Here is a 21,517-nt window from a genome sequence, read left to right on the forward strand (position 1 = left end):
AGGTGAACGAACATTCGGTTAGCCTTCCCCGATGCCACGCACCCGCACCATTCCCGATGCTCAGGTCTTCGCCGTCATTCAGCGTCTGCTGGAACAGGGAGGCGAGAAAGCGGTCTCCTTCGGCTCGGTTGCAAAAGCCACCGGGCTGGCACCGCCGACACTGGTGCAGCGTTATGGTAGCGTCGAGGGGATGATCCGCGCCGCGCGTCATGCCGCCTGGGACGCGCTGGAGCATCGCACCGTCCAAGCCATTGCGACAACGGCGGACAAGGGGCCGCAGGGGTTGCTCAAGGCCATCGGGCCGTTCGACGCCAGGTCCATCGCAACGGACATGCGCCACCCGGACCTGGCGCAGCGCGCGAATGGCTGGCGCATGGGGGTCGAGAAAGCCCTGGCCATGCGTCTTGGTGCAGGTGTCAAAGCCCGCGAAAGTGCGGCGCTGCTGTTCGCCGCCTGGCAGGGTCAGGGGCTGTGGGGCACTGCGGGCGAGTCGGCCTTTCGGCTGAAAGACGCCGTGAAACGGCTTACTTAGCGTAGGTCTTCCAGGCCCAGATCAACACCAGCGCGCCCAAGAGCGCGCCGACGAAACCTGCCCCGATCCCGGCAAGCATCACCAGCCCGCGCAGCACCAGACTGCCGATCAACGCGCCCAGTACGCCCAGCGCGATGGTGGACGGCGTATCCATGTTCACCTTGAGGATCCGTGAGGCGAGAAAGCCCACGGCAACCCCGACGATCAGAAGTGCAACAAGCGGCATGGCGTCCCTCCCATTCCTGTCTGCCGAATATGGGAACTCTTTGCCCCCTGCGCTATAGTGTCTCAGGCAGAATCAGACCGCGCAGGATCTCGGTCGTCGGCATGGTCCGTTTGCCTTCGCGCTGCGCCTCGGTGATCTCGACGGCACCAGATCCGCATGCGACGGTGAAGCCATGCAGAACCTGTCCGGGCGCGCCCTGACCCTGGACAAGGCGCGACCGCAGAAGTTTCACGCGCTCTCCCTCCACTGCTGTCCAGGCACCCGGAAAGGGCGACAGCCCACGGATTAGACGGTCTACCTCGACTGCCGGGCGGGACCAGTCCACTCGGGCCTCGGCCTTGTCGATCTTTGCCGCGTAGGTCACGCCCTCCGCTGGTTGCGGTTCCGCACGCAACTGCGGCAGGCGCTCCAACGCATCGACGATAAGCCGCGCACCCAGGATGCTCAGTCGGTCATGCAGCTCTGCCGTCGTCTCTTCGGTCCCGATCGTCACGGTTGAACAGAGCAAGACTGGTCCGGTGTCCAGTCCCGCCTCCATCTGCATGATGCAGACCCCGGTCTCGGCGTCTCCCGCCATGATTGCCCGGTGGATCGGGGCCGCCCCCCGCCAGCGCGGAAGCAGCGAGGCATGGATATTCAGGCAGCCGAAGCGGGGGGCGTCCAGCACTGCCTGCGGCAAGATCAGCCCGTAGGCCACCACGACCGCCACATCCGCACCCAAGGCAGCGAACTCTGCGGCAGCGGCTTGGCTGCGCAGCGAAACCGGGTGGCGGACTGTCAGCCCCAGTTCTTCGGCCCGGACCTGCACCGGGCTGGGCCGGTCCGCCTTCCCCCGTCCCGCCGGGCGCGGGGGCTGGCAATAGACGGCCACGACTTCGTGCGCCTTGTGCACCGCGTCAAGCACCGGGACGGAGAACCCCGGCGTACCCATGAAAACTACTTTCATCTGTTCCGGCCCAGCTTTTCCGCCTTGGCGATCAGCATCTTCCGCTTCAAGGGCGACAGGCGGTCGAAGTACATTTTCCCGGCAAGGTGGTCGATCTGGTGCTGGACGCTCGTCGCCCAGAGGCCGACGAAATCACGGTCCTCGACCTTTCCGTCCGAATTCAGGAAGCGCACCGTGACCGCCCGCGGGCGTTGGATGACTGCCGACACACCCGGCAGATTGGGACTGGCCTCCTCATGTTCCCGCAGTTGGACGCTGGCGTGCAGAACCTCGGGATTGGCCATCCGCACCGCTTGCCCACGCGCCTCCGAACAGTCGACAACGGCCAGCCGCAAGGGCACCCCGATCTGCACCGCAGCCAGCCCATATCCCGGCATCGCGTCCATCGTGTCGATCATGTCGGCCCAGATCATGCGCACCTCCTCGGTGATCGCGGCGACATCGGCAGCTTGCGCCCGCAGTACAGGGTTTGGCCAGGGCAGGCACCTGAGGACCGTCATGCCAGCACCTCTGCCTCAGCCACTGATCGCGCCTCGGGCGACAGGCGGTCCAGAGTCAGGATGCCGTTCAGATGATCGAACTCGTGCTGGATGCAGATCGCCGCAAAGCCGTCGAACGTCGCATCCTGCGCGCCGCCATCCAGATCGGTCCACCGCAGCCGCACCTGGTCATTCCGCTCGACGTCGGTCACCGGACCCGGGATCGAGAGGCACCCTTCTGGCCCAAGGATGCGGTCGCCCAAAAGCTCCAGCTCGGGGTTCACGAAGACCATCGGCGCGGGCTCCCCGGTCTTCCACCCGACATCCATGACGAACATCCGCACAAGTCGCCCGACCTGCGGTGCCGCCAACCCTCGTCCCGGGGCGGCATACATCGTCTCCAGCATATCTTTCGCAAGGCTTCGCAGATCAGCGTCCAGCACAGCCGGGGCGCAGGATTGCGAAAGGCGGGGGTCGGGCCAACGCAGGATTGGCAGCAGCATCGGGATTCCCTTCGGATGTCAGCGCCCGCGCATAACCGCTTGGCGCGGAAAAGTCACCCCGGGGCTTAACCCCGCGCCCGCTCGCGCTTCAGCTTTTCCATCTTCCGCGTGATCATCTGGCGCTTCAGCGGCCCGAGGTAATCGATGAAGAGCTTGCCATCCAGGTGGTCGATCTCGTGCTGCACACAGGTTGCCCAAAGACCCGCAAACTGCCGTTCCTGCACCTCGCCATCCAGTCCCAGCCAGCGCACCTTCACTTCGGCCGGCCGCTTTACGTCGGCATATTGGTCGGGGATCGAAAGGCACCCTTCCTCATAGGTGGACAGGTCTTCGGAAGCCCAGATCACCTCGGGGTTGACCAGTGCCATCGGCTCTGGCTCGCCGTCCTTGATGCAGTCCATCACGATGATCCGCTTCGTTACTCCGACCTGCGGCGCGGCAAGGCCGATGCCAGGGGCATCGTACATCGTCTCCAGCATGTCGGCGGCAAGCTGCCGGATCTCGGGCGTGATTTCGGCCACGGGATCGCAGAGCTTCTTGAGGCGCGGGTCAGGATGGATAAGGATAGGGCGGATCATGTCAGCCATCTACGAAAGCGGCCCCGTCATGGCAAGAGGAACGCGGTGATGTCAAAGCGGAACGATCGGTAAAATCCGAAAGAACCCAGTCCCGCCATTCTGTTTTCGTGTGGGACAGAGTTCTGAATATACGATGATAAAAGGGATGACTTCCCGACAATGATGGAATAATCGGATGAACATCCCAACCAACAGGCCGACCGACATGACCTTCGATACCCCCATCTCCCGTGCCGGGTCCCACTGCGTCAAGTGGGACATGCTGGAACCGCTTTATGGCTTCAAGGCTGACGAGGGCCTTGCCATGTGGGTCGCGGACATGGAATTCCGCCCCCCGCAAGTCGTGCAGGACGCACTGCAGAAGATGCTCGACCACGGGGTCTATGGCTATTTCGGCGACGACCGCGCCTATCTTGACGCGATCCGCTGGTGGATGGCCAACCGCCACGGCTGGGAGGTGCAGCCCGACTGGATCTTCACCACCCACGGCCTTGTCAACGGCACCGCGCTTTGCATCCAAAGCTACACCCAGCCGGGCGATGCGGTGATCCTGATGACCCCCGTCTACCACGCTTTTGCACGCGTCATCAAAGCCGCCGGACGTGACGTGCTGGAATGTCCCCTGCTCCTGCAGGACGGCCTTGCGCAGCTGGACATCGCGGGATGGGAGGCACGCCTGACAGGGCGGGAAAAGATGCTGATCCTCTGCTCGCCGCACAACCCCGGCGGTCGGGTCTGGACGGGCGATGAACTACGCCAGATCGCTGGTTTCTGCGTCAGGCACGACCTGATCCTGGTCTCGGACGAGATCCACCACGACCTCGTCTTCCCCGGCCAGACGCATACCGTCATGGCGCTCGCCGCGCCCCAGATCGCCGACCGGCTGGTGATGATGACGGCCACGACCAAGACCTTCAACATCGCCGGCGCGCATATCGGCAACGTCATCATCGCCGACCCCGCCCTGCGCAAGACCTTCGCCGGGACAATCAACGCGCTTGGCATCTCGCCCAACTCCTTCGGCATGCACATGGCGACGGCTGCCTACTCGCCCGAAGGGGCGGCCTGGGTCGACGCGCTGATGCGCTATCTCGACGGCAACCGGAAGCTCTTCGACGAGGGCATCGCAAGGATCCCCGGCCTGACGTCGACCCCGCTGGAGGCGACCTATCTGGCCTGGGTCGATTTCTCGGGCACCGGCATGGCCCCGGCCGAGTTCATCGACAGGGTCGAGAAGCAGGCCAAGATCGCCACCAACCACGGCGCGGCCTTCGGGACCGGCGGCGAGACCTTCCTCCGCTTCAACCTTGCCTGTCCGCGCGTTCAGGTGGTCGAGGCGGTCTCTCGGCTGGAAAGGGCCTTCGCCGACCTTCAATGACCCGGCTCCTGCGGCTTCTGCTTTATCTCTGTCTGCTGATCGGTCTGGGCTTCATTGCGGCCTCGCTCTACAGCCCGATGCGTCCGCTTCCGCCGCCGCCACCCTTGACGGGTCAGGTAGACCATATCGTGATCGAAAAGGCCGCACGCCGGATGCAGCTCTTTCAGGGCGGTGAGCCCGTCCGCACCTACCGCATCGCGCTAGGCTTCACCCCCGACGGCGACAAGGAACGGCAGGGCGACGGCAAGACACCCGAAGGCGAATTCACCGTCGACCGCCGGAATTCTGAAAGCGCTTTTCATCTGTCTATCGGCCTGGACTATCCGCGCCCAGCGGACGTCAGGCAAGCCTCAATGGGCGGCTACTCCCCCGGCGGCGACATCTTCATCCACGGCCAACCGAACGCGCTGCCGGACGGGCTGAAGATCAAGGGCGACTGGACAGCCGGGTGCATCGCCGTGACCAATGCCGAAATCCGGGAAATCTGGGCCGTCACCCCCGTCGGCACCAAGGTCGTAATTCGCCCCTGAGGGCTCGTCGAATGACTTCGTCACTCCTCGCTGGCTCCGACGAGAAGACGAAGTCGCACAAGGAGGTTTAGGCTTATGCCTTGGGCAGATAGCCTACCGGCGCGTTTTCGTCGCGCCAGAAGTCCAGGGGCGCACGGTCCGACACGGCCGTAGCGCGCTTGAAGTCACAGACCAGTTCGCCGTTGTCGATGCTCGAGGCCATAATCAGGCACTGGAAGACGTGCCGCGACCCGTCATAGACATCGACCAGCCCCCGGAGCTTTCCGGGCGAGAAATCCGCATCCAGCGCAAAGCCGTTGTCCCAGAAACGCAGCACCGGATAGACCGCGTCACCGACCTGCACCCGCAGACGCGACTTGCGCTTCATATCCCGCTTCCGCGCGGCCTCAAGCCCTTCGCGCACATATGTTGGCAGAAATTCAAGCATGGCAGCCTCGACCTCTCCCCAAGCTCAATTCTGGAGTGGACCCGCAGAAAAGCAAGCTGCCACAAGGGTATTACCTGAATGTGAACCCGGTATGTCGGCCGGGACACGGATTTGCGCAACCCCAAGTTGATCCCGCGGGCGGCGAGCCATGCTGCGCAGCGAAATCGCAGCAAGTTGCGGGAACGACTTGCGAATCACCGGCGGCCTGCCGATAGCCCTTCGCATGATCCTGATCTTCGCCCTCCTGCTTGATGCTGCCTTTGGCGAGCCGCGGTGGCTCTGGGACCGTCTGCCCCATCCCGCCGTCCTGATGGGCCGCCTGGTCGGCTGGTGCGACCAACGCTTCAACCGCGACGGCGAGTTGAAGCTGAAGGGCACCGTTGTGGCTGCGGGCCTTGCGCTGACCGGCCTCATTGTGGGTTGGCTTATCCAGCTAATCCCTGACCACGGCCTCGTCGAGGCGATCGCAGTTGCGATCCTTGTTGCACAGAAGAGCCTTGTCGAACACGTCCGCGCCGTCGCCACCGCCCTTCGCCGCTCGATCCCCGAGGGTCGCCAGGCCGTTGCCATGATTGTCGGGCGCGACACCGCTCAGATGACCGGCCCCGACATCTCCCGCGCCGCCATCGAAAGTGCGGCCGAAAACCTGTCCGACGGCGTCGTGGCCCCGGTCTTCTGGTACCTGGTCCTGGGCCTGCCCGGCATCCTTGCCTACAAGCTGGTCAACACCGCCGACAGCATGATCGGCCACCTGACGCCCCGCTACAAGGATTTCGGCTGGGCCTCCGCGCGCCTCGACGATGTCCTGAACCTCATTCCGGCCCGCTTGACGGCCCTGCTCATCGCGCTGTCGCACGGCTGGCTTGATCCCTCACCCATCCTTCGGGACGCGCCAAAGCACCGCAGCCCCAATGCGGGCTGGCCCGAAAGCGCGCTTGCCCCGGTCCTGAACGTCGCCCTATCGGGTCCCCGCAGCTACAACGGCGCCCGCAAGGACTACCCCTGGGTCTGGCCCGAAGGCCGCCGCGATCCGGGTGCCGACGACATCGACGCCGCCGCCGATGCGCTGTGGCGGGTTTGGGCTGCCGTCCTTGCGGTTGCCGTTCTGGTAGCGCTCACCTAACTTCTCCGAAACACCCGGAGACCCGATGCGCGCCGCCGTTCTTGCCCTGCTCATGACCAGCCCCGCCGCCGCGGCCCCCTGTGGCGGCGACTTTGACACCTTCCTGCAGGCAATGGAGGCCGAGGCGGTTGCCGCCGGTGTCCCCGCCGACAAGGCCGCCGAATTCTTCGCAGGAGCGCGCCCGGACCCCAAAGTGCTTAAGGCCGACCGCTCCCAAGGTGTCTTCCGCAAGACCTTTCTCGACTTCTCGCAGTCGCTGATCTCCAAGCAGCGCCTGTCGACCGCCCGGTCAAAGTCCGAGGCGCTGAACGAAATCTTCACCCGCGCTGAAACCGACTACGGCGTCTCACGCGGCATCCTCCTGGCCTTTTGGGCCTTCGAGACCGACTTCGGACAAGTGCAGGGCGATTTCAACACCCGCAACGCCCTTCTTACCCTTGCGCATGACTGCCGCAGGCCCGAACTGTTCCAGCCGCAGGTCTTGGCAGCCGCCCAGCTTCATGCGCTGGACGAATTCGACCTGAACACGACCGGCGCCTGGGCGGGCGAGATCGGCATGGTCCAGATGCTGCCGAAAGACATTCTTGAGCGTGGCATCGACGGCGACGGCGACGGGTTGATCCTGCTCAAGACCTCGCAGGCCGACGCGATCCTGTCGGGCGCGCGGATGCTGCAACATCACGGCTGGCGCGCGGGCGAGCCCTGGCTGGTCGAAGTCACCCTGCCCGAAAGCTTCGACTGGTCGCAAACCGGCCTCGATACCGAAAAGCCCATTCAGGACTGGGAGGCCCTTGGCGTAACCTCGCGCAACGGGCCGCTAACCTCTGGCCTCTCTGCCTCGATCCTGCTCCCCCAGGGCCGCAAAGGTCCGGCCTTCCTGGCCTATCCGAACTACCGCGTGCTTTTCGAATGGAACAAGAGCTTCGTCTACGTCACCACCGCCGCCTACTTCGCCACTCGGATCGAGGGAGCCAAGCCCTACGTGGCGGGCAACCCAGACCCGGCGCTGGAACTGGAACAGATGAAGGCGCTGCAAGAGAAACTTGCGGCGCTTGGCCATGATGTCGGCCAGATCGACGGCATCCTGGGCGCGGGCACCCGCACTGCCGTGCAGAAGGAACAGTCTCGCCTTGGCCTGCCCGCCGATGGTTGGCCCAACCGCGCCCTTCTGGATGCGCTCTGATGGCCACGTGGAGCCTTGTCGCCACCGTCAAGGCCCCCGAGGAGAAGGTCCTTGCCTTCGCCGCGCATCACCTGTTGCTGGGGGCCGAGCATCTTTGGCTTTTCTTCGACGATCCCACCCAGCCGGTCCCCGAACCACTGGCCCGGCACCCCCGCGTCACCGTGACCCTCTGCGATGAGGACCACTGGCTTCGCACCAGCAAGAAGCGCCCGCCGCAGCATCAGAACCGCCAGACCCAGAACGCGCGCCTGACCTACCGCGAGCTGGTCACCTCGGACTGGATCGTCCACATCGACGTCGACGAGTTTCTGCTGACCCCGCGCCCCATCGCCGCGATCCTGGATGACACCCCCGCAGATACCATCGCCATGCGGCTGGAACCGTACGAGGCGATGCACGACCCGCTCTTGCCAGACGACATCTACACCGCGCGCGAATTTCGCGGGGCGCTGCGCCACGAACACTGGCCGCGCCGCCGCGCCGCACTTGGCCCCTATCGCAAGATCATCCGGGACGGCATCCTGTCGCACAGCGTCGGCAAGGCGATGTACCGCACTCGCGTCCCCGGCCTTCTGCCGAGGCTGCACGCCGTGATGGTGAACAAGGAAATCGTCTCCCCCGCGAACTGGCAGCCCGAGATCAAGCTTCTGCACTTCCACGCCCAGGACAAGGCCGCCTGGCTGGCCGCCGTGCCCTTTCGCATAAGCAAGGGGGCCTATCAGTTCCGCCCCGAATTGCAGGCCTTCCTCGCCGAGGCAACGCCCGAGGACATCGACCGCTTCTACCGCCGCACCCAGGTCCTGTCGGTCGATGTCCGCGACGACCTTGTGGCCGTGGGTCGCGTGATTCTCGCCGACCTCGGCCTGCGCCCGAAGGTGAAGGCCTTGCGAGACGGGCTGCTCCAGGACCTCTGACCCTAGATTGTGTTCACCAGCATCAGCGCGGCGCGGCGGAAGGTCGCCATGATCTCCTCGCGTTCCTTCTGGGCAACCTCGGTCTCGACCATCGCCCGCTGCATCACCGCCAGCCAATCCTCGGCGTCCTGACGCCGGATCTCCACATGCGCGTGGATCTCGCGCAGGTTCATGTGGCCGTGCAGTTCGTGGTAATAGCGCCGTCCACCGAAGAAACCGCAAAGGAAGTTGAACTGTTCCGGCCGGACATGGGACAACCCGTGCCCCTTCTGGTGCATCTCCATGATCCTGCTGCCCTGCGGCAGCGTCTCGATCAGGTCGTAGAAGTGGTTCACCAGCAGATGAACCTGACCTTCGCCACCAATCCGGTTGATCATCGGCTCCATGGCATCAGCTCTGCGGTCGGGTCTTCTTGGGGTCGTAGTGCGACAGGGGCACGATCACCGCTGGCAGCCGTTTCTGCTGGCCGTCCAGCTTGCCCACCTCAAGCGCCGTGCCCACCTCGGCATGCGCCACATCCACCCGCGCCAGCGCGATGTTCTTGCCCAAGGTGGGCGAGCGGACCGAAGAGGTCACCTCCCCCACCTGCGCGCGGCCCACATGCAGGCAATCGCCATGCCCCACATCGACATTGGCGTCGATTTCCAGCCCGACGAACTTGCGCGACGGATGCTCTTTCCGCCGGATCAGAGCCTCACGCCCGATGAAATCATCCGTCTTCGACTTCAAGGGCACGGTAAAGCCGATCCCGGCCTCGAACGGGTCGGTCTGGTCACTGAAATCATAGCCCGCGAAGATCAGCCCCGCTTCGATCCGCACCATGTCCAGCGCCTGCAACCCCATCGGCCGCAGGCCCAGATCCTCACCATTGGCCCAGACCGCATCATAGACCGCGCTGCCGTCCTTGGGGTGGCAGAAGATCTCGAACCCCAGTTCCCCGGTATAGCCGGTCCGTGACACCACCACCGGCGCGCCCGACAGCCCGCCCAACCGGCCCACGGTAAAGCGGAACCACCCCAGTTCCTCAATCGTCGGCTGGTGCGGCGCGGTCCAGATCATCCGCTTGATGATCTCGCGGCTGTTCGGGCCTTGAACAGCAAGGTTGTGCAACTGGTCGGTCGAGGACCGCACCATCGCCTGCAAGCCCAGCTTTTCCGCCTGCTCGCGGATCCACACGCCGCCATAATCGTCACCGCCGATCCAGCGGAACTGGTCGCGGCCCAGCCGGAACGCCGTGCCGTCGTCGATCATACCGCCGTGGTCATAGCACATGGCGGAATAGACCACCTGACCCTGGCTCAGCTTCTTCATGTCGCGCGTAAGCACCCAGTTCATCAGGGCTTCCGCATCCGGCCCGGTCACCTCGAACTTGCGCAAGGGCGACAGGTCCAGCACCACAGCCGCCTGACGGCAGGCCCAGTATTCCTCCAGCGCGCCGTTCTGCGAATAGGCCTGCGCCAGCCAGTAGCCTTTGTATTCCACCACATTGCGGGTCTTCTGGCTGATCCGGTCGTGGAAGGCGGTTTCCTTGGTCATCTTCGGCTCCGAAGCGGGCGTGGGGCGATAGGCGATGGAACGGGAGAACTTCTCCGCGCCCGAATAGGTGCGGACGTGGATATCGCTGAGATACCAGCCATTCGCGGGCGAGGTGTCGTCGGGACAGGCCGAATTGACGCAGACGATATCGGTCAGCGCCCGGAACAGCACATAGTCGCCCGGCCGCGACCAGGGTTCGTCGCTGATCAGAACCCCATGTGAATCGATGTTCGTATTGAAGAACAGGTTCACCGCCATCCAGCCCGGGCGCGGGTCGACCCCATGCTGCGCCAGCGCCTTGTTGAAGTTGTCCGAGCAGTTCACATGCCCCGGATAGCCGATATCGTCGTAGTATTTCGACGCGCAGGCCATCGCGAAGGCATCATGCCGCCCTACGGTATCCTGCACCACCTCGACCAATGGCACCCAGTCCTGGTCGAAGTATTTCGAATGGAGGCCGGGCATCGAATAGGCGTGCCCCATCAGCGTCCGGCTGGTCGTCACGTCCAGCGCGTGCTGCAAACCCTTGTCCAGCTTGCGCGCGTCGAAGCACTGGAAATCGGTGCATTGCCGACCATCGACGTCAAGGATCTGGATATAGTCGCCAGCCTTTACGAAATAGCTCTCCGCCGTCGCCGACTTGACCCGCAGGTCAAGGATCGGATCAGCCAGCGGATCCGGCAAGTCATAATTTCCGACCATCCGCGGCTTCGCCCGCTGCACCAGCAGCGTCACCTGCGTCGCCGTATCCTGCGCCTCGGGCGCCATCGGCAGACCCGGCGCGCAGACGACCAGCCAACCCTCGTCCAGAGCCACCAGCTCGGCCCGCGTTCCCGCCGGGGTCTCGGCACCGAACAACCGTAGCGCGGACGGCTTCGTCAGGTCGATGCGACGTACGTCCAGCCCCTTGCGCAGCCGCCTCAGACTTTCGTCACCCTGGGCCAACATCGCCTTCAGCCCCTCGGCCAAGGAGTTCGACGCCTGCCCCAGGATCGCCGCATCGATGCGCCCGTCCTTCGCTGCAGCAACCAGTTCCACCGGCTGACCGCCCTCGTCGTTCACCAGGGTCAGCCGATCGCCCGCCATCAACTGCAACAGGACCGCGCCACCACCGGGCACCACGTGTCGCTCTTGCCCATGATGACGCGAGAACCCTTGCGGTGTCAGAATCCTCGACGGTCGCGGTGGTCCCGGAGGAACCGAAGGATAAATCAGGTCAAGCATGACGCCCCCCGCAGCGATTCGGCTGTTGCTGCCGCACCAGTTTAATGAGGATAAAACTTGTTCATCCACAAGAATAGCGACAGGGTAAGCCTGACACAAGCTTGGGGTTAGGGAAAAGCGCGGAAATGCTGGCATTAAGCTTCGGACTCTGTGCCGCGCTCCTTTGGGCGGTGCACGATCTTCTGGCGCGGAAACTCAGCCAGGGCGCGGCACTTCTGCCGATCCTGCTTTTGGTGCTGGCGTCCGGGACAGTCGGCCTGCTGCCTGTCGCCCTGCTGACGGGCGGTTGGCAGGCGATGACCGGCGCCGCTTGGGCGGTGGCCGCTCTGTCCGGCCTTGCCTTCGCGGTGGCGATCGGCGGGCTTTACAGGGCATTCAGCCTGGCGCCGGTCCGCCTCGTGTCGCCCGTCGTCGGGGCCTATCCGCTTTTGATCCTGCTCATCGCCGTGGCCCAGGGCCGCCCCGTGTCGGGCGCAGACTGGCTCGCTGTCCTGGCCATCGTCATCGGGATCACCATCGTTGCCGTCGCCGCACGGGACGATGCACCGGACGGCTACGCCTCCAGTCCCGGCGTGGCGATGGGCTGGGCGGCAATTTCTGCCGCTGGCTTCGCCACCACCTTCGCGCTGGCGCAAGAGGCAACGCGGCTGGGGTCCGAGCTTCCGGTGATGCTGGCCGGACGGGGTGTCGCCCTGCTTGCCATCCTGGGCATGATGCTGTGGCACCGGGGCTCGCTTGCACCGCAGCGGGGACATTTCGGCGTGCTGGGTCTGATGGGCCTTCTGGACGCGCTGGCGCTGGGTCTCGTCACGGCTTCAGGTGGCCTGCCTCGGGCGGAATACGCGTCGGTCGCCTCATCGCTGTTCGGGGTCCTGACGGTTCTGCTTGCCGCCTGGTTCCTCAAGGAAAGGGTGCGACCCGTGCAATGGTCCGGCATCGCCTGCGTCTTCGGAGGCATCGCCGTGCTTGGACTGCTGGGGGCATGAGTAGGGTGGGCGGTATCGCCCACCTTACGCTTGCGTTCTATTCCGCCGCCTCCACCCGGACCGGAGCGCGGCGCATGGTCTGGGTCAACCGCCGTTCATGGCGGGGCGAGACGCCGAAGAACTCGGTATAGTGCCGGATCATCGGGCTTGAGGTCATGTAGCCGACCGACGCCGCGATCTCGCGCAGGCTGTCGTTGGAATACAGCACCCGCTGCCGCGCCTTCATCAGCCGCAGGTGGTGGTAATAGCGCAAGGGGCTCTGCCCGGTCTCGCGCTTGAACATCCGTTCGAAATGGCGGCCCGACAGGCCCACCGCCGCCGCCACGTCGGGGATGCGCAGGGGGTCCTCGACATGGGTCTCGAACAGTCGGATCGCATCGCGGATCGTCGCTGGAAGGTTGTCGGTCGTGCCACCTGCCCGCGCTACGGGAACCTTCTGCGACGCATCGGCATCGCGGACGAAGGGATGCTGGAACCAGCACGCCACTTCGGTCATGCAATCGCGCCCCAGACGTTCCTCGATCAGCCGCAGCATCAGATCGAACACCGCCCCGGCGCCCGAGGCCGTGATCCGCCGCCCCTCGCGCAGGATGGTCACCTCCCGCGCTTCGATCCCCGGAAAATCGGCCTTGAACGCCGCCTCATAGCACCAGTGGACCGAGCAAGGTTTTCCCTCCATCAGCCCCGCCCGCGCCAGCGGGAAGATCCCGCCCGAGAACGCCCCCAGCGTCACCCCTGTCCGGTCCAGCCAGCGCAGTTTCGCCGGGCTTCGGCGCGGATCGGCGAACTCGGCCGTGGGAGGCGAGATCAGGTACAGATGGTCGACCGCCTCCAGGTCCTGCAGTGTCACGTCGGGATCGAACCCGATCTCGGCCGACGAGCGCACTGGCGTGGGCGCTTCGGCCACCAGTTTCCAGACGAACTCCTGCCGTCCGGTGATCTCGTTTGCTGCGCGCAGGGGTTCGATCGCCGAGGTGAGGCAGGCCATCGGAAAGCCGGGGAACAGCTGGAACCCCAGCCGGAGGGGACCGCGCTCAGTCATCGGGCCACCACCCGGGCGAGGTCGGCGCCCCGTCATCGTATTTCGACAACCACTCCACCATGGCGGGGCGGTTGCGGATGAACCCCTTGTAGGTCGCCAGTTCCTCCGGCAGGTCGCGGATCACCCGGTGCAGGCGGCGCGCCCATTTCGGGACGGTGACGATCTGGTCGAAGCTGCACAGGTAGCAGCGGATGTCGAAGGCGATCGCGTTCGACCGGGGAAGTCGATACAGGGTCTGCAACTCGACGCGCAAGTGCTGCTTCTGGCCCAGGTTTTCGGGCGTGATCGTCGCCTTCATCGGGCCCCATTTGGGGTAAGTCTCGGGCGCGGTGTCCAGCAGCGGGTTGACCGTCATCGTCCAGTTGAACCGCCGGACCGGCGCGCCATGCTGCAACTTCAGCAGGAATTTCAGCGCCCGGTCGAAGACCCCCTTCTCATGCGCCAGCGGGACCGGAGCATGCCATTCGTGGAAGTTCATGCCCACGTCAAAGTCTACCGACCAGTCGGCCTGGGAAGTCGCGATGCCTGCGTCCATCCACAAGGTCCCGTCGCGTTCGTCCTGCAGCGTCCAGTCGCCTTGCGTCTGTCGCATGATGTATTCGAACGGCGGATACGGCAGCGTCGATTCGTCCAGGAATGTGAACGACTGTTCGATACCCAACGGCCGGTTCACCCAGTGCCAGCGATTGCCATCCTTGGTCAGGGAAAACCACTGCGGATAGTCCCGGGCCTTGGCCTCCATGATCAATTCCAGCACGTCCCATCCGGCCAAGGTCATGTGCGGCAAAGATTGGCAACGCAGCGGGTCCTCGGCCAGGACCTTGGCGCGGTCGATCATCTCGGCGATGTAGTGTTCGTCGACATCGAAGACGTGCTCGAAGGCCGTCCCCGGACGTCCCGGAACATGCGGCTCCATGTTGACCGAATACATATAGTCGTCGCGGTCGAAGGGAAACGGGAACCGCCGTGGATTGCTGTTGGTGTAGGTGAAGGTCTCACGGAAGGTCTCGTCCCGGAAGAACCCACCGAAATCGTCGGGCGCAAACTTGAAATCAAGGCTCATCGTCGTCTCCTATCGGTCGATGACGAGGGTCTTGCCCTCGAAGCGGCTCACGCAGGGCATGATCTTCTGGTTGGAAGCCTGCTCTTCCGGCGACAACCAGTGGTCGCGGTGCAGGATTGTGCCTTCGCATTTGTGAACGGACGTTTCACATTGCCCGCAGGCCCCGCCACGGCAAAGATAGGGCGCATCGACCCCGGCGGCCTCCATCGCCTCCAGCAGACTTTGCGTGGTGCCCACGGTGATGGTCTTGCCGCTGGCCGCCAGTTCCACCTGGAAAGGCAGGCCGGTGCCGGGGGCCAGGAATTCTTCGTGGTGCAATGCCTGCTTCGGCCAGCCCATGCCTTCGGCGGTCGACAACACCCAGTTGATCATGCCCTTCGGCCCGCAGACATACAGGTGCGTGCCAATCGGCTGATTTTCCAGGACCTTCTTCAGATCGATCATCTGCTTCTGGTCGTCGAAGTAGCAATGCACCCTGTCAGGATGCGCCGCCGTCAGCCGGTCCATGTAGGCACCAAGCGGCCTTGACCGGGCCGAATAGTGCAGCTCGAACTTGCCGCCGAAATGGGTGATCTGGGCGATCTGGGCCAGGAACGGCGTGATGCCGATCCCCCCTGCGATCATCAGGTGCTTCTTCGCCCGGTTGTCCAACGGGAACAGGTTCACCGGGTACGAGAGCGTCATCTCCATCCCCGGCACCACGTGCCGATGCATGTAAAGCGACCCGCCCCGCCCGACATCGTCACGCCGGACGCTGATCTCGTAGCCTGTCCGATCCTCGGGGTCGGACATAAGTGAATAAGGGTTCAGCCTTCGCGTGCCGTGATCGTCCATCTCGACCACCGTATGCGCGCCGCCGGAAAAGGCAGGCAGGTCAGACCCGTCGCGGCTGACAAAGCGGAACCGCTTGATCAGGTTGTTGACCTCGACCACCTCGGCCACTCGAACCTGAAGTTTCGCACCCCCGCTCATTTGAACCTCACCACGCTTTCCGGGACCAGCCCGGGGTCTTCGGCGTCGATGTTCACGCCCTGGAAGGCGGCCATCCGACGCGAATAATGATCGCGGACGAACAGGCTCAGCCCGCAATGGCTGCACTTGAACGGGTCCGTCGCCACGTTCTCGGTGATCCCCTTGCAGTGCACGCATTGCACCCGCCGCAGGGTCGATCCGCGCTGTTCCTTCTGGATCGAGGCGAAGGGAAAGCCGGTGTTCATGATTTCGCGCTCTGCCTGACCGATCAGGCTTTCGGTGCCCGCAAGGTAGAACTGAGTTCCCATATGGGCGTCCGACAGCACCCGTACAAGCCTTGGCATCAGCGCCGGGATGGTCGGCGCGCGGAAAAACTGTGCCGCGCCCAAGGCTTCCAGCTTCGCCGATCCGTCGGTCCCCGTCGGACCGGGACAGTACATCACGTGGATGGCCGAAAGCATTTCCGAACGGTTGTTCGCTTTGACCAGCATGTCGGCCACAGCATCCGCACCGGCATCGTCAGCGACGATCACATGCAGCTTTCCCGCACGCGGTTCCAGCGGCGCATAGACCGGGCGCGACTTGATCGAAGGGGCGTCGATGGGGGTCAGGTCAGTCTTCAAAGGTCCGATTCCTAGAAGTGGGGACCCGCTTTGGCAGCGGGTCCCGAACGCGGTTCAGTCCTTGGCGGTACGGCGCTTCTTCTCGACGTCGTAGAAGGGCAGCGAGTGGGTCACGGCCTTGATCGGGCCATGCGTCCCGCAGCGCACTTCCACCTCCACGCCGTTCACCGCGCAATCGACCGGCAGACGCGCAATCGCCACGACCCAGTCGTTCAGCGGCGAGTACATCGGCTGCGTCACCACGCCGATCTTCTTGCCATCCTTGTAGACCGGGGCATTGCCGGGGACGTTCTTGCCCTCCAGCTTCAGGCCCCAGATCTTGAACCGCTCCTTGCCTTGCAGCCGATAGTGCTCCTCGGCCCCGCGGAAGCCGGTCTTGCCCTTGGTGACCGTCCAGTCGAGGCCCAGCTCCCACAAGGTATCTCCCGGCCCCTCGTTCTCGAACGGATACATTTCCGAGTTGTCGAAGGGGAAGAACAGCAGGTAGCTTTCGGCCCGCAGCATATCCAGCGTCGTAAAGCGGCAGGGGATGATCCCCATGCTGGCGCCTTCCTCCAGTATGCGGTCCCAGATTTCGCCCGCGTCCTGGCCACGACAGAAGATCTCGTACCCGCGCTCGCCGGTATAGCCGGTGCGCGACAGGGTGATCGGCTTGCCGAACAGCATCGCCGGCATGTGGCCCATATAGGCCAGCTGGCGCACGGCTGGAATGTGCTTTTCAAGATAGTCCACCGCCAGCGGGCCTTGCAGCGAAAGGTCATGCAGGTTGTCGTCGAACCGGATCGAGACATCGCGCCCGGTCGCGGCCATGGTCAGTTGCTCATGCCCCTGACCCGAGCCATGCACCACGGTATAGCTGTTCGGCCCCATCCGGTAGATGATGCAGTCGTCGATGAATTTCCCTGCGTCGTTCAGCATGCAGCCGTAAACCGACTTGCCGGGGGCAACCTTTTCCGGGTCGCGGGTTGTCGCGCGGTCGATCACGTGGCTCGCCGCATGGCCGGTGATATGGACCTTCTTCAGGCCAGACACATCCATCAGACCCGCCTTTGTGCGGATCGCCATGTATTCGGCATCCGGGTCGCCCTTGGAATAGGACCATGCGGTTCCCATCCCGCTCCAGTCCTCAAGGTTGGACCCCAGCGCGCGGTGGCGGTCCATCAGCGCCGAAAAACGCCAGGAATTCGTCATGAGCAGTCCCTCCCAGTGGGCTTTGATTTTCGACGAGTGTCAGGCGATTCCCGCCAGAAAGCAATAATGAAGTGCAACAATCTTTCTTACCAGAAAACATCCGCCCAAGAAAAAGGCCGCCCCGAAGGACGGCCTTTCCCAAAGCGGTTTGCGTAGGCTCAGGCGGGCAGGACAAAGAACCAGTTGGCCCAAAGCACTACCGCAGCGCCCAGAATCAGCGCCAGGTAGGGCAGCATCCCGGCCTTGCGCGCGCCCAGCTCGCCATAGGGCAGACCCAGGTCGTCATAGGCCTCTTTCGGGAACTTGCCGCCGTCCTGGAAATAGTGGCGATACCAGAACACCGGGACGATGAAGGCCGCGAAGATCAGGCCAGACCAAAGCGCGTTCTCATAGCCCCAGACCTTTGCGCCCGCGCCCAGGAACAGTGCGTTGACGAAGGCCAGCAGCGTGTTCAGCCCGATCAGCCAGGTCGGGGCCTTCCAGGGCCGCTCCATGTGGGCGCTGTCGATGCGGTGGATCCAGCCGGCATTCAGGTTCAGGAAGTTGAACAGGATGTAGCCGACGTTCGAGATCGCAAGCACGTAGAAATACCCTCCGGCGTCCGATGCCAGCGCCAAGAGGAAGATGTTGAACGCAACGTCGGTCCACATCGCGTTGCGCGGCGCGCCGTGGGTGTTGACCTCGCCCAGGTACTTCGGCAGCCAGCCATCGCGCGACCCCTGGTACAGCGTGCGCGACGATCCGGCCATTGCGGTCATGATCGCCAGGAACAGCGCGATGATCATCAGGATCACGAAGATCTGGGTGATCACCGGACCGCCGCCGATCATGTTGCCCAGTGCCTCGCCTACGCCCGTCCCTTCGACGATGCTCGCCTCGGTCATCCCGTCCTGGCCAAGGTAGCCCTGGAACGAGAACGGGATCAGGAAGAAGAACACCATGCACAGAAGGCCCGAATAGAAGATCGCGCGGAAGGTGTCGCGCTTGGGGTCCTTCAGTTCGCGGGTGTAGCAGACCGCCGTTTCGAAACCATAGGTGGACCAGGCCGCGATATACATGCCGCCAAGGAACAGCGTCCAGCCGCCGATGTTCCACGACCCGTCCGCATCAGCATTGGGCGGGGTCAGGCTGGTGACGTTCATCCAGTCGATCGACCCGGTCAGGATCGGCACCAGACCGACAAGGAACAGCGGGATCAGCACGATCAGCGCCAGCCACTTCTGTGCCGAAGCGGTCGAGGCGATGCCGCGTTCCTGAATCATCAGGATGATCAGCATCAACACAACGCCGATGATGAAGGTCGAGTTGAAGTGCAGCGTTCCCAGGCCCGGAATGGTGATCGTGAAGGCCTCATAGACCCGGAACCAGGGCGTCAAAGCCTCGACCCCGGCACTACCGGCGACGGCCTGGATTGCCTGTTCGACCGTCACGCCCGCGTTTGCGGCCATATAGGCCACGACCGCCTCGCTGTCGGCGGTGAAGCTGCCGATGTTGGCCGACACCCAATCCACGACCATCTGGCTTTCCGCCAGCGGGATCGGGAACAGCGCATTCAGGATATATCCCGCGGCAATGGCACAGCCCAAGGACAGCACTGGCGACCAGGCGAACCAGTTGCACCAGACCGACAAGGGCGCGATCAGCTTGGAATAGCGCAGCCAGGCGGTCGCGCCGTAGACCGAGGTGCCGCCTGACTTGTTGCCGAACATCCCGGCCATTTCGGCATAGGTGAAGCTTTGCGAGAACCCCATCAGCATGGACAGGATCCAGACCACGAAGGCATATTGTCCCACGGTCCCCGCGATCCCGCCGATCGAGAACAGCACCAGGGGCGGCACACCAGCCGCAACCCAGAAGGCGCCCTTCCAGCTTAAAGCACGGACCATCTGGCCCGATCCAGTTTCAGTCGTCATTCCCTCTCTCCTGTCAGACGGACAGTGCGGCCTTGGGCTTATCGTCTGCCCTTCTTGCCGGATGTCCTGTTGGGTGTTCGCGTCGGATCGTCGTGAGGTGTGGTCCGCTCCTCAGCCTTTCGCCATCCGGCGCAGAATCGTCTCAGGCAGGCGTGCCCTGCGGCCTGATGTCGCGAAGAAAGCACGGTCTTGCACGCAAGGCGAGAAGAATTTCATCTAGGCGAATATTTGTTTCCCAAAAAGTCTGGCCAAGCCGCTGGTGCCCATAGGCAGCCAAAAGGTGCGCGGACCGGGGGGCATCCCCGGTCCGCACACTCGACCCGAAGCTGGGTCGATCCGTCAAAGCGGCGCTGGTGTCAGCGAGCCTTCCTGTAGGCAGCGCTTTCGTGCCGTGACCCTGCTACAAGGACGACGATGCACAGCAGCAACGACAGGCCCAGCCAGATCGCCTCGGTCCCCTGTCCGGCGTAATAGGCGCCTTCCACGGTGCTCCAGTCGGTGATGTTGGTTCCGATCAACATTCTCTCTCTCCTATCATTCGGCAGGGGTGGCAGGCGCAGGTCTTGCGCCCAGGAACTCGGGATAGGCCTCGACCGGAACCTTGACCTTGTCCAGGCCCAGGATCTCGGCCGCTTCGGGTACGCGCAGCAGGCCAAGCTTCTTCAGGGCAAGCGAGACGAGGTAGCCCGGAATGAACCCCAGCGCCGCCATCACCAGCGCGCCCACCACCTGGCCATACAGCGTGATGACCGGAGCCCCCTCGGCCGTCAGCGCCGGATAGCCGCTGGCAAAGATGCCCACCGCGATGACGCCCCACAGCCCCACGACCCCATGCAGCGCCACCGCGCCCACCGCGTCGTCGATCCGCAGCTTTTCGACATAGCCCGCGACAAGCGGCATGATCGCCCCGCCGATCATCGCAATGACGAAGGCCATCGGCGGCCAGTAAAGGTCCAGCCCCGCCGCGACCGAGATGATCCCGCCCAGCGCGCCCGACATCATCCAGAACGGGTCATGCGTCATCACCCAGGCCGCAATCGCGCCCCCGGCAAAGCCCATCAGGATGTTGAAGGTCATTGCCGACAGCGTCACCGGCGTGCCGTAGATCGTGTGGAAGATGCCGGTGCCCCAGCTCCACGGTTCTCCCGGGAAGATCACGCAGCCCATCAGGAACCCCCAGAAGCCCGCGATGATCAGCATGAGGCCGACCAGCGCCGCCGGCATCGAATGGCCCGCGATGGCATTGGCGCTGCCGTCCGGGTTGAACTTGCCGATCCGGGCGCCAAGGTTGATCAGCACGCCCAGCGTGAAGAACCCGGCAATCGCGTGGACGACGCCCGAGGCGCCGAAGTCATGGTAGCCGAAAGCCGTGACCAGCCAGCCGTCCGCATGCCACCCCCAGGCCGCGCCCAAAATCCAGACGAAGCTGCCCAGCACGATGGCCAGGATGGTGAAGCCGACGATGCGGATGCGCTCGATCAGCGACCCGGACATGATGCTGGCCGTCGTCGCCGCGAACATGGCGAAGGCGCCGAAGAACACCCCCGTCGCACTGTCGGCCACGTTCGGACCCATCGCCGTACCAACCGGGCTTGCAACCGCAACCGCATAGTCCCAGCCCGAGGTCCCTATCGGTCCCGGGGTCATGCTGAACCCCGTCGGGAAGGCCCAGTAGATGAACCAGCCCGCGTAATAGAAGGTCGGGATGATGAAGGCGAAGGCCAGGATGTTCTTGATCCCCGAGGCCAGCGCATTCTTCGCGCGGCTGGCCCCCATCTCGTAGGACAGGAACCCGGCGTGGATCAGCACCATCAGCGGGATGGTCAGCCAGTAGAAGGTTTCCGCTGTCGTACGGTTCAGTCCAGCCAGACTGTCCTTCAGGACGGCAAGCTCTGCGGTCAATGCCGCGATCTGTTCTTCCATGATCGTCTCCCCGTTTGTCGCTGCCGCTGTTTGCATGCCGGGCAGCTGGCAGGGAAAGTTAACCACGGGTCGGCAGCCGCCCTTCATCCAGGGCAAAAGTGTTTCCCGCCAGAGTGACGCCCCTGGCTTGATCCGCCCAATGGAAGGCCGGACTGCGGGCGACTGCACGGAAATCCGGCAGAAGTGAATCCCAAAGCAAAAGGCCCCGGACGATACCGGGGCCTT

General features: G+C 64.0%; 23 protein-coding genes. 7 read left to right on the forward strand and 16 right to left on the reverse strand.

Going from position 1 to position 21,517, the window contains the following annotated elements:
* Positions 1–31 precede the first annotated feature (31 nt).
* Positions 32–532, forward strand: a complete 501-nt coding sequence (locus tag Q8M85_RS20265) for a transcriptional regulator (RefSeq protein ID WP_305548004.1) — start codon at positions 32–34, stop codon at positions 530–532.
* On the opposite strand, the gene Q8M85_RS20270 is transcribed toward Q8M85_RS20265, so the two are convergent.
* The 5 genes from Q8M85_RS20270 to def (Q8M85_RS20290) all read right to left on the reverse strand — a co-directional run bounded on the left by Q8M85_RS20270 (position 525) and on the right by def (Q8M85_RS20290) (position 3,264).
* Positions 525–758, reverse strand: coding sequence for a GlsB/YeaQ/YmgE family stress response membrane protein (locus Q8M85_RS20270; RefSeq protein ID WP_305548007.1), 234 nt, complete (start codon positions 756–758; stop codon positions 525–527). The two genes, Q8M85_RS20265 and Q8M85_RS20270, sit on opposite strands and share 8 nt — an antisense overlap.
* 52 nt (positions 759–810) lie before the next feature.
* Positions 811–1,704, reverse strand: a complete 894-nt coding sequence (fmt, locus tag Q8M85_RS20275) for a methionyl-tRNA formyltransferase (protein WP_305548009.1) — start codon at positions 1,702–1,704, stop codon at positions 811–813.
* Positions 1,701–2,204, reverse strand: a complete 504-nt coding sequence (gene def, locus Q8M85_RS20280; protein WP_305548011.1) for a peptide deformylase — start codon at positions 2,202–2,204, stop codon at positions 1,701–1,703. Before def (Q8M85_RS20280) ends, fmt begins: the two co-directional genes overlap by 4 nt.
* Positions 2,201–2,686 (reverse strand): peptide deformylase, encoded by a 486-nt coding sequence (def, locus tag Q8M85_RS20285; RefSeq protein ID WP_305548012.1) that lies wholly within the window; start codon positions 2,684–2,686, stop codon positions 2,201–2,203. Before def (Q8M85_RS20285) ends, def (Q8M85_RS20280) begins: the two co-directional genes overlap by 4 nt.
* A 65-nt stretch (positions 2,687–2,751) precedes the next feature.
* A complete protein-coding gene (gene def / locus Q8M85_RS20290) occupies positions 2,752–3,264 on the reverse strand; it encodes a peptide deformylase (RefSeq protein ID WP_305548014.1) in 513 nt (170 codons plus the stop codon).
* A gap of 205 nt (positions 3,265–3,469) precedes the next feature.
* Here def (Q8M85_RS20290) and Q8M85_RS20295 point away from each other — a divergent pair, with 205 nt between their 5' ends.
* Together Q8M85_RS20295 and Q8M85_RS20300 are read left to right on the forward strand one after the other, a co-directional pair.
* The gene (locus Q8M85_RS20295) at positions 3,470–4,642 is read left to right on the forward strand and encodes a MalY/PatB family protein (RefSeq protein ID WP_305548197.1); all 1,173 of its coding nucleotides are present in this window, start codon (positions 3,470–3,472) and stop codon (positions 4,640–4,642) included.
* The gene (locus Q8M85_RS20300; protein WP_305548016.1) at positions 4,639–5,172 is read left to right on the forward strand and encodes a murein L,D-transpeptidase family protein; all 534 of its coding nucleotides are present in this window, start codon (positions 4,639–4,641) and stop codon (positions 5,170–5,172) included. The genes Q8M85_RS20295 and Q8M85_RS20300 overlap by 4 nt, the downstream gene beginning before the upstream one ends.
* Positions 5,173–5,245: 73 nt before the next feature.
* Here the strand turns inward: Q8M85_RS20300 and Q8M85_RS20305 are convergent, their stop codons facing one another.
* A complete protein-coding gene (locus Q8M85_RS20305) occupies positions 5,246–5,599 on the reverse strand; it encodes a hypothetical protein (protein ID WP_305548018.1) in 354 nt (117 codons plus the stop codon).
* 223 nt (positions 5,600–5,822) lie between these two features.
* On the opposite strand from Q8M85_RS20305, the gene cbiB reads away from it, so the two are divergent.
* Genes cbiB through Q8M85_RS20320 form a run of 3 tightly spaced genes read left to right on the forward strand, consistent with a single transcriptional unit; the run spans position 5,823 to position 8,819 of the window.
* Entirely contained in the window at positions 5,823–6,722 is a 900-nt protein-coding gene (gene cbiB, locus Q8M85_RS20310) for an adenosylcobinamide-phosphate synthase CbiB (RefSeq protein ID WP_305548200.1), read from the forward strand.
* 25 nt (positions 6,723–6,747) lie between these two features.
* Positions 6,748–7,905 (forward strand): lytic murein transglycosylase, encoded by a 1,158-nt coding sequence (locus Q8M85_RS20315; protein ID WP_305548020.1) that lies wholly within the window; start codon positions 6,748–6,750, stop codon positions 7,903–7,905.
* On the forward strand, positions 7,905–8,819 hold the full coding sequence (locus tag Q8M85_RS20320) for a glycosyltransferase family 2 protein (protein ID WP_305548022.1): 915 nt from the start codon (positions 7,905–7,907) through the stop codon (positions 8,817–8,819). The genes Q8M85_RS20315 and Q8M85_RS20320 overlap by 1 nt, the downstream gene beginning before the upstream one ends.
* A gap of 2 nt (positions 8,820–8,821) precedes the next feature.
* Here the strand turns inward: Q8M85_RS20320 and Q8M85_RS20325 are convergent, their stop codons facing one another.
* The gene (locus tag Q8M85_RS20325) at positions 8,822–9,205 is read right to left on the reverse strand and encodes a group II truncated hemoglobin (protein WP_305548025.1); all 384 of its coding nucleotides are present in this window, start codon (positions 9,203–9,205) and stop codon (positions 8,822–8,824) included.
* A 4-nt stretch (positions 9,206–9,209) separates the two neighbouring features.
* Positions 9,210–11,579: a DUF1989 domain-containing protein gene (locus tag Q8M85_RS20330; protein WP_305548027.1), complete on the reverse strand. Its 2,370-nt coding sequence runs from the start codon at positions 11,577–11,579 to the stop codon at positions 9,210–9,212.
* Between the two features lie 125 nt (positions 11,580–11,704).
* On the opposite strand from Q8M85_RS20330, the gene Q8M85_RS20335 reads away from it, so the two are divergent.
* Positions 11,705–12,565 (forward strand): DMT family transporter, encoded by an 861-nt coding sequence (locus tag Q8M85_RS20335; RefSeq protein WP_305548029.1) that lies wholly within the window; start codon positions 11,705–11,707, stop codon positions 12,563–12,565.
* A 37-nt stretch (positions 12,566–12,602) separates the two neighbouring features.
* Here Q8M85_RS20335 and Q8M85_RS20340 read toward each other — a convergent pair whose 3' ends face one another.
* From Q8M85_RS20340 to Q8M85_RS20375, 8 genes are all read right to left on the reverse strand, one after another.
* On the reverse strand, positions 12,603–13,607 hold the full coding sequence (locus tag Q8M85_RS20340; protein WP_305548031.1) for a GlxA family transcriptional regulator: 1,005 nt from the start codon (positions 13,605–13,607) through the stop codon (positions 12,603–12,605).
* A complete protein-coding gene (locus Q8M85_RS20345) occupies positions 13,600–14,670 on the reverse strand; it encodes a DUF3445 domain-containing protein (protein WP_305548033.1) in 1,071 nt (356 codons plus the stop codon). The genes Q8M85_RS20340 and Q8M85_RS20345 overlap by 8 nt, the downstream gene beginning before the upstream one ends.
* A gap of 9 nt (positions 14,671–14,679) precedes the next feature.
* Positions 14,680–15,642 (reverse strand): PDR/VanB family oxidoreductase, encoded by a 963-nt coding sequence (locus Q8M85_RS20350; RefSeq protein WP_305548035.1) that lies wholly within the window; start codon positions 15,640–15,642, stop codon positions 14,680–14,682.
* The gene (locus Q8M85_RS20355; protein ID WP_305548037.1) at positions 15,639–16,265 is read right to left on the reverse strand and encodes a dimethylamine monooxygenase subunit DmmA family protein; all 627 of its coding nucleotides are present in this window, start codon (positions 16,263–16,265) and stop codon (positions 15,639–15,641) included. The genes Q8M85_RS20350 and Q8M85_RS20355 overlap by 4 nt, the downstream gene beginning before the upstream one ends.
* Before the next feature lie 54 nt (positions 16,266–16,319).
* The gene (locus Q8M85_RS20360; protein WP_305548038.1) at positions 16,320–17,456 is read right to left on the reverse strand and encodes an aminomethyltransferase family protein; all 1,137 of its coding nucleotides are present in this window, start codon (positions 17,454–17,456) and stop codon (positions 16,320–16,322) included.
* Between the two features lie 158 nt (positions 17,457–17,614).
* Positions 17,615–19,369, reverse strand: a complete 1,755-nt coding sequence (locus tag Q8M85_RS20365; protein ID WP_305548040.1) for an APC family permease — start codon at positions 19,367–19,369, stop codon at positions 17,615–17,617.
* A 356-nt stretch (positions 19,370–19,725) separates the two neighbouring features.
* A complete protein-coding gene (locus tag Q8M85_RS20370) occupies positions 19,726–19,890 on the reverse strand; it encodes a hypothetical protein (protein ID WP_305548042.1) in 165 nt (54 codons plus the stop codon).
* A 13-nt stretch (positions 19,891–19,903) separates the two neighbouring features.
* Positions 19,904–21,292 (reverse strand): ammonium transporter, encoded by a 1,389-nt coding sequence (locus Q8M85_RS20375; RefSeq protein WP_305548044.1) that lies wholly within the window; start codon positions 21,290–21,292, stop codon positions 19,904–19,906.
* Between the last annotated feature and the right edge of the window lie 225 nt (positions 21,293–21,517).

Origin of the sequence: Tabrizicola sp., assembly GCF_030694085.1 — a bacterium.
In the GTDB taxonomy this organism is placed as follows: domain Bacteria; phylum Pseudomonadota; class Alphaproteobacteria; order Rhodobacterales; family Rhodobacteraceae; genus Tabrizicola.